10 protein-coding genes are annotated in these 12,373 nt (G+C 63.4%); 3 read left to right on the top strand and 7 right to left on the bottom strand.

Translation table 11 applies throughout. The features are described 5' to 3' along the window. The first annotated feature begins 244 nt into the window (after positions 1-244). Positions 245-505: a YebG family protein gene (locus BB029_RS06610; protein ID WP_012722374.1), complete on the top strand. Its 261-nt coding sequence runs from the start codon at positions 245-247 to the stop codon at positions 503-505. 50 nt (positions 506-555) lie between these two features. On the opposite strand, the gene BB029_RS06605 is transcribed toward BB029_RS06610, so the two are convergent. Beyond that, positions 556-1,575 carry a Glu/Leu/Phe/Val dehydrogenase dimerization domain-containing protein gene (locus BB029_RS06605; RefSeq protein WP_027604689.1) on the bottom strand — a complete coding sequence of 340 codons (1,020 nt, stop codon included), beginning with the start codon at positions 1,573-1,575 and terminating at the stop codon, positions 556-558. Positions 1,576-1,760: 185 nt separating this feature from the next. Here BB029_RS06605 and BB029_RS06600 point away from each other — a divergent pair, with 185 nt between their 5' ends. After that, positions 1,761-2,564, top strand: coding sequence for a SirB1 family protein (locus BB029_RS06600; RefSeq protein ID WP_065938618.1), 804 nt, complete (start codon positions 1,761-1,763; stop codon positions 2,562-2,564). A gap of 80 nt (positions 2,565-2,644) precedes the next feature. Here the strand turns inward: BB029_RS06600 and BB029_RS06595 are convergent, their stop codons facing one another. The 4 genes from BB029_RS06595 to hmgA are packed head-to-tail and all read right to left on the bottom strand — an operon-like array spanning position 2,645 to position 7,289. Continuing rightward, on the bottom strand, positions 2,645-4,015 hold the full coding sequence (locus tag BB029_RS06595) for an aromatic acid/H+ symport family MFS transporter (protein WP_065938617.1): 1,371 nt from the start codon (positions 4,013-4,015) through the stop codon (positions 2,645-2,647). Between the two features lie 49 nt (positions 4,016-4,064). Beyond that, entirely contained in the window at positions 4,065-4,703 is a 639-nt protein-coding gene (maiA, locus tag BB029_RS06590) for a maleylacetoacetate isomerase (RefSeq protein ID WP_065938616.1), read from the bottom strand. A 12-nt stretch (positions 4,704-4,715) separates the two neighbouring features. Then, entirely contained in the window at positions 4,716-6,002 is a 1,287-nt protein-coding gene (fahA, locus tag BB029_RS06585) for a fumarylacetoacetase (RefSeq protein ID WP_065938615.1), read from the bottom strand. A 3-nt stretch (positions 6,003-6,005) separates the two neighbouring features. Beyond that, positions 6,006-7,289, bottom strand: a complete 1,284-nt coding sequence (gene hmgA, locus BB029_RS06580; protein WP_065938614.1) for a homogentisate 1,2-dioxygenase — start codon at positions 7,287-7,289, stop codon at positions 6,006-6,008. 120 nt (positions 7,290-7,409) lie between these two features. On the opposite strand from hmgA, the gene BB029_RS06575 reads away from it, so the two are divergent. Next, positions 7,410-8,189, top strand: coding sequence for an IclR family transcriptional regulator (locus BB029_RS06575; protein ID WP_065938613.1), 780 nt, complete (start codon positions 7,410-7,412; stop codon positions 8,187-8,189). 1 nt (position 8,190) lies between these two features. Here BB029_RS06575 and dacB read toward each other — a convergent pair whose 3' ends face one another. Continuing rightward, on the bottom strand, positions 8,191-9,639 hold the full coding sequence (dacB, locus tag BB029_RS06570) for a D-alanyl-D-alanine carboxypeptidase/D-alanyl-D-alanine-endopeptidase (RefSeq protein ID WP_065938960.1): 1,449 nt from the start codon (positions 9,637-9,639) through the stop codon (positions 8,191-8,193). A 296-nt stretch (positions 9,640-9,935) separates the two neighbouring features. Next, the gene (locus BB029_RS06565) at positions 9,936-12,353 is read right to left on the bottom strand and encodes a TonB-dependent receptor (protein ID WP_065938612.1); all 2,418 of its coding nucleotides are present in this window, start codon (positions 12,351-12,353) and stop codon (positions 9,936-9,938) included. Positions 12,354-12,373: the final 20 nt, after the last annotated feature.

Here is a 12,373-nt window from a genome sequence, read left to right as displayed (position 1 = left end):
GTGCTTCCTTAGGTCGGTTCGACCGGATAATGCGGGTTGGACGTGACGGTTGTTCTGCATGCAGAAAAAAGGCCAGAGGCGGGTATAAGATGATGGCGGGGTGACATGAGACACGCCTGACCTGTATTTACGGGCTACATTAAAAAACTGCTACCCAAACCCCACGGTTTGGCTTACCCTTTTGGCTGTATATAAATACAGTAGTCGCAAAAGACAACTATCGTGAAGGCATGTGAGGTGGTGAATGGCCGTCGAAGTGGTATACCGCAGCAGCCGAGATCTGGAGCGTTTGTTCATGGATAAAGCCGAAGCTGACCGTCATGACAAGATGCTTGAACTCGCTGAGTTGCTCGCAGAAGTGTTGCAAAAAGCCGTGCCGTCCCTGAGCGAGCAGCAGGTGGAGGAAGCCGGGATCTACATGGCGAAGAATCGCGATGTGTTTGCCAAGGCGTTCAAGAGCCAACCGGATGCATTGTCCGAGTTGCTGAACGCACCGGCGGAATAAAGCCCGAATTGAACAGGCCCTGAGTCGATGATTCAGGGCCTTTTTAATGCCTATTTGTAGAGCAAGCGCTCGGCCAGTTCGTCCGCGACCCGTGCCGGGGAGCGTTTTTCGGCCTGGGCGTGGGCGAATATTTCCGTCAGGCGCGTGCCGATGTTGGACAGGTGCGCGGTGATGGTCGGCAGTTCGGCACCGCTGTGCTTGAGGGCGACGTAGATCAGGCCGCCGGAGTTGATCACATAGTCCGGGGCGTAGAGGATGCCGCGGCCTTCGAGTTGGTCGGCCACTTGCAGGTTGGTCAGTTGCGCACTGGCGGAACCGGCGACGGCGGCGCAGCGTAGCTGGCCGACGCTCTGGCGGTTGAACACGGCGCCCAGGCCGCAGGGTGCGAGGATGTCGCACGGAGTGCTGAGCAAGGCGTCGTTGGCGATGGGGTGCGCGCCGAGTTGCTCCATGGCCAGTTGCACCTTGCCGTGGTCGATGTCGCTGACCAGCAGTTCGGCGCCGGCGGCGTGCAGTTGTTCGGCCAGGGCGAAGCCCACGTTGCCCAGGCCCTGGATGGCCACGCGCAAGCCTTCGAGGTTGTCGCTGCCCAGGCGGGCCATGGCGGTGGTGCGGATACCGGCGAACACGCCCATGGCGGCATGGGGCGAGGGGTCGCCGGCGGCGGTGGTGCTGGTAACGAAGCGAGTGTGTTGGGCGATGCAGTCCATGTCGGCGACCGAGGTGCCGCTGTCGGTGGCGGTGATGTAGCGACCGTCGAGTTGCTCGATGCAACGACCGAAGGCTTCAAACAGCGCCGCACGGTTTTCCACATGGGCGGGGCGCAGGATCACCGCCGTCCCGCCCCCAACCGGCAACCCGGCCAGGGCGGCCTTGTAGCTCATGCCTTGGGCCAGGCGCGCGGCGTCCGCCACGGCGCTTTCATCGTCGGGGTAGGCAAGGTAGCGACAACCACCCAGGGCAGGGCCCAGGCGGCTGTTATGGATGGCTATGACCGCCTTCAACCCCGTCACCGGGTCGATGCTCAGGTGCAGCGATTCAAGGCGGGTGCTGTGCATGAGAGCAAACATCGTCGAGCTCCCGAATCACTTCTTGTGTCGCCAAGTATAGGCTTGCGGCAGAAAACTGCCGAAGTGCGCTGGAATAAGCCGTCCGGTTTTGTAGGTCTTGCGACATAAGCGGATAGGATATTTCTTAAGCCACTGGACGAAAATTCCCAGCAAGGCTAAAACGGGGGCATTCGCCGGAGAATGCAATGAATCCCCGTCACGCTTTTTTCGCCTGCCTGGAACGTTCGCCCCCCGCGCTGTTTGAAGCCGCGTTGTGGATCGCCGCCGAGCATGACCCGGCGGTGCAACCGGCGTTGATCATGCAGGACCTGAAATTGCTCGAGCAACAGGTCAGCCTGGGCATGCCCCTGCTGCCGGCGGATGAATTGGGCCAACCCTTGCTGCGAGGTATGAATGACCTCGGCTTCGCCCAGGATGACTTCACCCCGCTGCGCCCCGCCGCCGCCCTGCTGGACAAGGTATTGCAGCGCAAACGCGGGCAGCCCTTGGCCTTGGGGTTGATTGCCATGGAGCTGGCGCGACGCCTGGGCATTCCCATGGTCGGCGTCAACTTCCCCGGCCACTTCCTGTTGCGGGTGCCCGGTGCCGATCACTTACTGGACCCTTGCGGCGGGCGACGCCTGTACCCCAACGACTGCCGCGAGCTGCTGCAACGCCAGTATGGTCCCAACCTCAAGTTGCAAGCCGATCACCTGCACACCGCCGAACCCCGTTCGATCCTGCAACGGTTGTCCCGCAACCTGCGCCAGTTGCACCTGGCCAATGACAACCCCCTGGCCGCGCTGATCGACGCCGAACGCGTGCTGGAACTGGGCAATGCCAGCGCTGCCGATTACCTCGCACGGGCCAGCCTGTATCAACGCCTGGATTGCCCCAACGCCGAGCGCTTCGACCTGGAACACGCGTTGATGCTCAGCGAAGACCCGATCCAACGCCTGCGCCTGACTGAACGCCTGGGGCACTTGCCGCCCAACTCCGTGGTGCATTGAACCCACTGCTCTCAAGCGCCTATTTCCCTGTGGCAAGCCCGCTCACCACAGTGATCCTGCTCAATGTAGATGCAACATCTTCAGTGATTGGCCGGCACCTTGAGGATATCGTCGTGCAAAGGGCTCTCCGGCGCGTCAGTCGCGGGCGAGCGCACTTGAATGATCAACAACGCCGCGATCACCGCCGGAATCGCGCAGAAGAAGAAAATCTGCTGCACCGGAATATGCATCGCCAGCAGCATGCTGCCCAGCAACGGGCCCAGGATCGAGCCGAAGCGCCCCACACCCAATGCCCAACCCGTACCGGTGGCGCGTACATGCGCCGGATAAAAATTGCTGGCGAAAGCATTAAGGGTCAGTTGCCCGCCGATGATGCAAAACCCGGCGGCAAACACACAGGCCACCAGATAGCGCGGATTGTCGTGGTTCAGCCCCAGCAGCACGGTACACACCGCAGCCGCGGCCAGCACGCCGGACAACAGCCGCACCTTGCGCTTCAATCGGTCGGCAAACCAGGCCATGCCGATGGCACCCAAGGTGCCGGCGAACAGGAACATAGAGGTCACCAGGTTGGCTTCACTCAACGCCAGGCCACTTTCCAGCAGCAGCGACGGCAACCAGCTGATCATGAAATACAACAGGATCAGGCTGACAAAGAAGGTCGCCCAGATCAGCACGGTCGGGCGTGCATAGCCATGGCGAAACAGCTCCACCACCGTCAATGGGCTGCCCTGCTCGCGGCGGTTTTCTTCCTCGCTAGCCAGTGGCGCACGCCACCCAGGCAACATGCGCGCGGTGACCTTATGCAAGCGTGCATACGGCGGCGCATCGCGCAGCAGGCGCGGCAGGGATTCCGGCAGCAGCCACACCAGGAAAGGGAACAGCAGCAACGGCGTCACGCCGCCGGCAAGAAACACCGCCTGCCAGCCAAAGCCGTCGATAAATCCTGCGGCCACAAACCCACCGGCTGCACCGCCGAACGAGAAGCCGCACGCCGCCAACGTCACCATCAAGGTGCGCAAACGTGGCGGGGAATAGTCCGACATCAACGCCATGGCACTGGGCATCGCGCCGCCCATGCCGATACCGCAGATAAAGCGCGCCGCCATCAGCGTTGGCAGCGAGCTGGCGAAGACCATCAAGACCGTGAGGCTGGCGTAGATCAGCACGCAGCCCAGCAGGATGCGGCGAACGCCAAAGCGGTCGGCCAGGGGTGTCACCAGCAACGAGCCCAAGGTCAGCCCCAGCAGGTTGGCACTGAACACCGGTCCGAACGCGGCCTTTTCCAGCCCCCAATCCGACGCCAGCGCCGGTACCACATAACCCAGCACCTGGGCATCGTAGCCATCGGTTACCAGCAACAAGGCCAGCAACAGGAGAATCAACCACTGGTAGCGCGACACCGGACGGGCATCGAGTGCCGCGCGAAAGCTGGCAATCTGATTGTGCATCGCAAGGTACCTGTTTTTATTATTGTGCTCACGCTCTGCGCGGGCACGATCACTCAGGAGTGTCGGGTTGATTGGCAGGGTGGGCCTGGATAAATGCCGGATGCTGCGCCGCCAACGCCGCCACCCTGCCGATGCGCGGATACGCCCCCAGCGGCACCTTGAAGCGCTCCGCCGCATACAGCTGGGGAATCAGGAAGGCATCGGCCATCCCCGGCTGCTCGCCGAAGCAATAGCCCTTATCGCCAATCAACTGTTCCACCGCCCCCAGCCCCTGGCTGATCCAATGCCCGATCCACTCCAGCACCTGCGCCTCGTCATGTCCCCACTGACGCAACAGGTTCTGGGTGCTGGAGTTGTGCAGCGGGTGAATATCGCAGCCGATGATCGACGCCACCGCGCGTTCATGGGCACGGGTGGCCATGTCCTTGGAAAGCAGCGGCGCCTGTGGATAACGTTCTTCGAGGTACTCGATGATCGCCGGCGACTGAATCAACAGTTCACCGTCATCGGTACGCAAGGCCGGCACCCGGCCCTGGGGGTTGATGGCCAGGTACTCCGGCTGGCGATTAGCGCCGCCCGCCGGCACCAGCAGGTTGACCGGCACGGCGGTGAAATCCAGGCCCTTGAGCGCCAGGGCGATGCGAACCCGGTACGACGACGTTGAGCGGTAGTAGGTATAGAGTTCCATCGCCATGCCCTCTTAGCGCGCCGCGACCACAGTGCCACGGCATTCGCCGAAGCCGATGGAGGCGAAGCCTTCACGACTGCAACGGGCGCGCAGGATGATTTCGTCGCCGTCCTCGAGGAACCTGCGCACTTCGCCGGAAGGCAGTTCGATGACCTTCTTGCCGCCTTCGGTCATCTCCAGCAGGCTGCCGAACTGCCCGGCTTCAGGGCCGGACAAGGTGCCCGAACCAAACAGGTCGCCGGCCTGCAATTGGCAACCGTTGACGCTGTGGTGCGCCACCAATTGCGCGACGGTCCAGTACATATGCAGGCTATTGCTCAGGGCGAGGCGATGAGCCGGCAGGTTCTGTTCGCGCATCGAAGCGGTGGTGATCAGTACTTCCAGCTCAATATCGAGCGCGCCGGCCGCCTGATCGCGCTTATCCAGCAGGTACGGCAGTGGCTGCGGATCGCCTTCGGGCCGCGCCGGCTGGGCTTTGCGAAACGGTTCCAGAGCTTCGGCCGTGACCACCCAAGGTGAAATGCTGGTGATGAAGCTCTTCGACAGGAACGGGCCCAGCGGCTGGTATTCCCAGGCCTGGATATCCCGCGCCGACCAGTCATTGAGCAGGCAGAAACCGGCGATATGCTCGGCTGCATCGCCGATGGCAATCGAGTCGCCGATGGCGTTGCCCTGGCCAATCCAGATGCCCAACTCCAGCTCATAGTCCAGGCGTGCGCAGGGGCCGAAGGTTGGTTCGGTCTGGCCAGCCGGCAAGGTCTGGCCTTTGGGGCGAAGGACGTCGGCACCCGAGGGGCGAATGGTCGAGGCGCGGCCGTGATAACCGATCGGCACATACTTGTAGTTCGGCAGCAGCGGGTTATCCGGGCGGAACAGTTTACCGACGTTCTGCGCGTGCTCGATGCCGACGTAGAAGTCGGTGTAGTCGTTGATCTTCGCCGGCACGTGCATCTGGCAATCGGCGGCGCGGTGCAGCACCTGCGCTTCACGGCTCTGCAGTTTGCTGCCCTCCGCCAACAGTTCCAGCAGGCGCTCGCGCAAGGCCACACGCGGACCACGGCCCAATTCGAAGAAGGCGTTCAACTGACCGCCGGCAGTGGCTTCAACGGCACGGCGGGCTTCGCCTTCAAACTCATCCAAAGCGGCATGCAGATCGAGGATGGAATCGCCAATCGCCACGCCACTGCGCGGGGCAGAGCCGTTGATGCTGAACACGCCCAGCGGCAGGTTTTGCAGGGGGAAATCGCGGTGACCATTGGCGGAGGCTACCCAACTGCGGGTAGGGGTTGGCTGCGTCATGGGTTATCTCCGGTTCGGGTTGAAGGTGACGGGCAACGAGGCCCAGCACGCGTCATAGGAAGGTTGCAGTTGCGGGCACTCCAGGGCGAACTGGGTGGGACGCAGCACTTGGCTGGTCTCGAACATGAAGGCCATGGTGTTATCGATCTTGTGCGGCGCCAGGTCCACGTTGATGGCCTTGGTGCAGGTCTCGCCGTCCGGGCCGTGGGCGCTCATGCAGCTGTGCAGCGACGCGCCGCCGGGCAGGAAGCCTTCGGCCTTGGCATCGTAGGCGCCCTGGATCAGGCCCATGTATTCGTTCATCAGGTTGCGGTGGAACCACGGCGGACGGAAGGTGTTCTCGGCCACCATCCAGCGCGGCGGGAAGATCACGAAGTCGAGGTTGGCCAGGCCGTGCACGCTGGTGGGCGAGGTCAATACGGTGAAGATCGACGGATCGGGATGATCGAAACTCACGGTGCCAAGGGTGTTGAAGCGGCGCAGGTCGTATTTGTACGGCACGTTGTTGCCGTGCCAGGCCACCACGTTCAGCGGTGAATGGTCCAGCTCGCACGCCCACAGTTCACCGAGGAATTTCTGCACCAGCGTGGTCGGTTGCCTGAGGTCTTCGTAGTGGGCCACCGGGGTGAGGAAGTCACGCGGATTGGCCAGGCCGTTGCTGCCGATAGGCCCCAGGTCCGGCAGGCGCAGGGGCGCGCCATGGTTTTCGGCGACGTAACCGCGCGCCTGTGCATCCAGCAGCTCGACGCGAAATTTGAGGCCACGGGGCAACACCACAATGTCCAGCGGCTCGACGTCCAGCACCCCCAGTTCGGTGGCGATGCGCAGGCGGCCCTGCTCGGGCACGATCAACAGTTCGCCGTCGGCATTGAAGAACACACGGTCCATGGAGCGATTAGCGCAGTAGTTATAGATGCTGATGCCCGAGGGTTTTTCCGACCCGGCGTTGGCCACCATGCCGACCAGGCCGTCGACAAAGTCTGTCGGCTCACTCGGAATATCCAACGGGTTCCAGCGCAGGCGATTGGGCGTCACCGCCCCCAACGAGCCGCCGGCCAGCTGCCGCTCCAGCTTGATAAACGCGGGGTGATTGGCCGATGGCTGGATGCGGTACAGCCAGGTGCGGCGGGCTTCGCTGCGTACCATGGTGAAGGCGGTGCCGGAAAACAGCTCGGTATACAGCCCGTAGGGGGCTTTTTGCGGGGAGTTCTGCCCGACCGGCAAGGCGCCGGGCAGGGCTTCGCTGGCGAATTCATTGCCGAAGCCCGACAGGTATTCGAGGTTCATGGATCATCCTCAAGGCGGAAGTTGTTTTTATCGTAATCCAGTTACGCATAACGTAATTTGATCACTATCGACCGTCAAGCTATAAAGACGCCCATTCATCTCTCGGATTCTCGCCCCTCCATGGAAAAGCCCCGCGACACCGGTAAACAGAAAGTCCGCTCGGCCGAAGTGGGCACCGACATCCTCAAGGCCCTGGCCGAACTGTCGCCCTCCACGTCGTTGTCGCGGCTGGCCGACCACGTGCAGATGCCGGCGAGCAAGGTGCACCGTTATTTACAGGCGCTGATCGCCTCGGGCTTTGCCGAACAGAACGCCGCCACCAACCATTACGGCCTGGGACGCGAGGCGTTGCGCGTGGGCCTGGCCGCGCTGGGCAGCATGGACGTGCTGAAAGTCGGCGCGATGCCCCTGGCGGAGCTGCGCGACGAGTTGAATGAAACCTGCTTCCTGGCGGTATGGGGCAACCAGGGCGCGACGGTGGTGCAGATCGAACCGGCCGTGCGCGCCGTGACGGTGGTGACGCAATTGGGGTCGGTGCTGCCGCTGCTCAGTTCATCCACCGGGCTGGTGTTCAGTGCCTTCCTGCCGTCGCGGGAAACCGTCGAATTGCGTGAGCGTGAAATCCAGGCCGGCACCGCCCATGCCCTCGCCGACGACCAGGCCTACGCCACGGCCTGTGAACAGATCCGCCGACGCGGCCTGCACTTTGTGCATGGCCTGCTGATGCCGGGGGTGGATGCGCTGTCGGCACCGGTGTTCAACGCGGTCGGGCAAGTGGCGGCGGTGATGACCGTGGTCGGCCCCACCTCGCTGTTCCACGCCGACGAAGATGGCCCGGCGGCGCAGCGCCTGCTGGCGGCGACCCGGGCCGTGAGCTGGCGAATGGGCTACCAGCCCTGAACTAGTCGTGCCACTGGGCCAGGGCCAGCGCCACGCGGTTCTCGAGGGCGCGGACAGGGGCTGCGTCGCTGAGGTAGTTGTTGCTGATCATCGAAAATACCAGGCGTCGTCCCTCGGCGTCGGTGATATAGCCGCTCAACGATGACACGCCGGCCATGGAGCCGGTCTTGGCGTGCAGGTTGTTTTCCGCAGCCGTCCCGCGCAGGCGATAGCGCAGGCTGCCGCCGGTCATACGGTCGGCATTGCCGGCAATCGGCAAGGCGTTGTACCAGGCGTCGAACCAGGGTTGTTTGGCGCTAGCCAGCAGCAGGTCGGTCAGGTTCTGCGCCGACACCAAGTTGCGTCGCGACAAGCCTGAGCCATCCACCTGGTTGAGTGTCGCCGGGTCCAGGCCCTGGCGCTGCATGAACGCCGCCACCGCCGCCACGCCCGCTGCCGCAGTGCCCGCATTGGCGGTTTTGCGGCCCATGGCCTTGAGCAGGGCTTCGGACATGTTGTTGTTCGAGAGCTTGAGCAGCGGTGTGATCAAGTCCTGCAACGGCGCCGATTGATGCTCCGCCAACACCGTCGCCGCCGCCGCGGGGCTGGCGCCACCGATCACGCGCCGGCCCAGCACCTGGATGCCCTGCTGCGCCAAGGCCTGCTCAAACAGATTGGCCACCAGTTGCGTCGGTTCCCACACACTCACCCACTGCCGACTTTGCTTGCCCGGCGCCAGCGCGCCGCTGAGTTGCAGCAGGTTGGTGCCGTGCTGGCGGGTAATGGCGTAGCTGTTGCCGGGGCCGCTGATGGCGCGGTTACTCAGTTGCACGTAGTCGGTTGACGGGCTCACCACCACGTTCACTGGCTGGCCGAGGGCGACGGGAGCCTTTGCCGTGACGAGTAAGGTGCCTGCATCAAAATCCGTGTTGGGCGACACCGTCAGCGCCGAAATCTGTGCGCCGTAGTAAGTGCTCTCGTCGTCCTGGGCCCAGTCCACGCCCAAACGCTCGGCGTCGAACCACGTGTCGTCGAACACCAGGTCGCCTTGCACCTGGCGCACGCCCTGGCTCGCCAGTTGGGCGGCCAGTGCCTGGTAGTCGGCGAACTGCGTGGTCGGGTCGCCGAGACCGCGTAGGTACAGGTTGCCGGCCAGGCGCCCACCTTGCTGGGTGCCGTTGCTCAACAGTTGGGTGGAGAAGCGGTATTGCGGCCCCAGCACATCCATCGCCGCAGCGGTGGTCAGCAACTTGAGGTTGGAGGCCGGGATCAGGCGCGTGCGCGGGTTGTGCTGATAGAGGGTGCTGCCACTGCGGGCGTCGCGCACCATGACGGAAACCGTGGCGCCGTTGAGGACTGGATCGGCCAACAGCTGATCCAGGGTTGAAGGCGTGGATGGCTGCGAAACACTCGCACAGCCGCCCAGTAAAACGCTCAGGCACAACAGGTGTAGCCATCGTCCAAAGTGCATCAGTAACGTGTTCCGCAAAGCCATTGGTGGCCGCAACGCTAACAGCTCCGTACCTTTGTGGCGAGCGGGCTTGCCCCGCGTTGGGTGGCGAAGCCGCCCTTACTGATGCCGTCGCGTTCTTTCAGGAGCACCATGGAGTCTGTTTTGGGGCTGCTTCGCAGCCCAACGCGGGGCAAGCCCGCTCACCACAGGAAGCCCACTCACCAGAGGAAGCCCGCTCACCACAGGAGGCCCGCTCACCAGAGGAAGCCTGCCCACCACAAGGAGCACACTTGCCATAGGGAGCCCGCCAGGTTTTAGAACTCCAGGGTGCTGGACACCGATACCTGCCGCGCATCGCCCATGGACACAAACAGTCGGCTGGCCGCAGAGGTGTAGTAAACGCGGTCGAACAGGTTTTTCACGTTGACCTGGAACTTGACCTTCTGCCCGTCGATCTTGGTGTCGTAGGTGGCGAAGGCATCCGCCACGGTGTAGCCCGGCAGGGTGAAGTCGTTGGCGGCGTCGCCTGCGCGCTCGCCGACATACCGCGCACCGGTGCCCACACGCAACTGATCGCCGCCGAAAATGTTGCCGAAGTCGTAGGCCACCGACAGCGAGCCGGTGTGCTTGGCCACGTTTTGCAGGCGGTTGCCTTCCAGCGTCGGGTCGTTGTCCTTGATGTCTTCGGCGTCGGTATAGGCGTAGCTGCCGATCAGGCTCCACTGGTCGGTCAACTGGCCGCTGGCGTCCAGTTCCAGGCCACGGGAGCGTACCTGCCCCGCGATGCTGTAGATGGTGTTGGCACCGGAGCCCACTGACACCAGCACATTGCGCTTGTCGATATTGAACAACGCCGCACTGGCGGTGATGCGCCCCGGGATGTCGAGCTTGGCGCCCAGTTCCCACGACTTGGATTCCTCCGGCGTGAGGTCGCCGGTCAACGTGCTGCCATCGGCCAAGGCGGCGATGGTGGAGTTGGGCTTGAACGACTCGGTGTAGCTGCCGTAGAACGACAACTCATCGGTGTAGCGGTACACCAGGCCGGCACGCGGCACCCAGGCCTGGCCGTTGCCGTCGGTGTTGGCCTTGAACGGCACGCCTTTGCCGGCGTACTGGTCATACATCTGATAGCGCGCACCGGCCACGAAGATCCACTGGTCAGTCAGGTGAATCGCGTCCTGGAAGAACAGCGAATCGCTGCGCAACAGGTCGGTCTGGGCGCTGTCGGCGGCGCTGACGGTAGTGCCCGCGACTTCGTTGCCGTACACCGGGTTGTTGTAGTTGAAGGTGCCGCGCGAGTTCTGGCGAATCAGGTCGGCGCGGTAGATCTTGCGGTACTCGTCGTCCAGGCCGAACACCAGGTCATGCTGCATGCCCAGCACATTGACCTTGCCTTCCAGGCTGGCTGTGGCGAAACGGTCAGTGGTGATCGCGCCCTTGGTACCGTCCATCTTGCGGGTCAGTGTGCCGTTGGTGTTCACCGCGCTGACACGCACCTGGCTGGCGTCGTAGGTTTCACGGTTCCAGCTGTAGCCGAAATGGGCTTTCCAGTCGTCGTTCAAATCGTGGTCGGCTTCAAAGCGGTACAGGTCGGAACGGCCTTCCATGTTGTTGAACGGCTCGTCCAGACGGCGAGTGGCCGGGATGTCCAGCGGGTGGTTGGACTTGTCGATGGCGGTGCCGCGGTCGAACGGCGAGAGAAATTCGCGGTGTTCGTAGGCAAACAACAACTTGGTGGTATCGCCGTACCAGGCCAGGGACGGCGCCACCAGCGACTCGCGGTGGGTGCCGAAATTGCGCCAGTAGTCTTCGTCCTCATGGTCGACGATCAGGCGATAGGCCAGGCCCGAATCGCCGATGGGGCCGGTGGTGTCGAGGTTGCCGCCGCTGCCGTTCTTGCCATCGCCGAAGGTGGAGCCGCGCACGGTCAGGGACGTAGCCTGGGTCAGTTGCGGTTTTTTGCTGACGATGTTGACCACGCCGCCCGGGTCCTGGATGCCATACAGCAGCGACGACGGGCCCTTGAGCACTTCGACCCGTTCTGCGGTTGAATTCAACGCCCGGCCCTGCACCACCGGCATGCCATCGCGCATGATCGAGCCGTTACGGTTATCGCCGAAGCCGCGCAGCATCACCGCGTCCTGGGTGCTGGCCAGGGTGTTGGCCTGGGTGATGCCGCTGATATTGGCCAGGGCGTCATCCAGGTTGCGCGGGGTCTGGTCGCGCAGCACTTGGGCGGGGACCACGTTGACGGTCTGCGGGGTTTCCAGCAGCAACGCGCGGGAACGCATCACCGAGCTGGTGGGCGGGGGCTGGTAGCTGGTGCTGTCCTCGGTTTGGCCGACCCCGCTGATGGTGGTGGCGCCGAGGTTCAGCGCGCCATCGGTGGGCACCGGTTCCAGGGCCAGGGTGCGGGCGTCGATCTGGCGGAAGGTAAAGCCGGAGTTGCCCAGCAGACGTTGCAGGGCCTGGGTCGCACTCATTTGCCCGCTGACCGCCGGGGCACTGAGGCCATAGGGCGCTTCATCGGTGTAGATCACGCTGATCCCGGTAACCCGGCTGAAATCGCTCAAGGCCTGGGGCAACGGTTTGGCAGCCAGGGCAAAGGTGAACTGGGCGCTTTGCTGCTCCTGCGCCTGCGCCACGCCGAGGGGCAGCAATGCCAGACCCGACACCGCCAATACCGAGGCTCCCAGCCACTGTTTAACCCAACCGCCCGCCGTCGACTTCATGCTGTGAGAACCCGTGTAGA

This window comes from Pseudomonas sp. S3E12 (genome assembly GCF_001702295.1).
In the GTDB taxonomy this organism is placed as follows: Bacteria; Pseudomonadota; Gammaproteobacteria; order Pseudomonadales; family Pseudomonadaceae; genus Aquipseudomonas; species Aquipseudomonas marginalis.
Note: the sequence above shows the minus strand (reverse complement) of the source record. Positions and strands in the feature narration are given on the sequence as shown.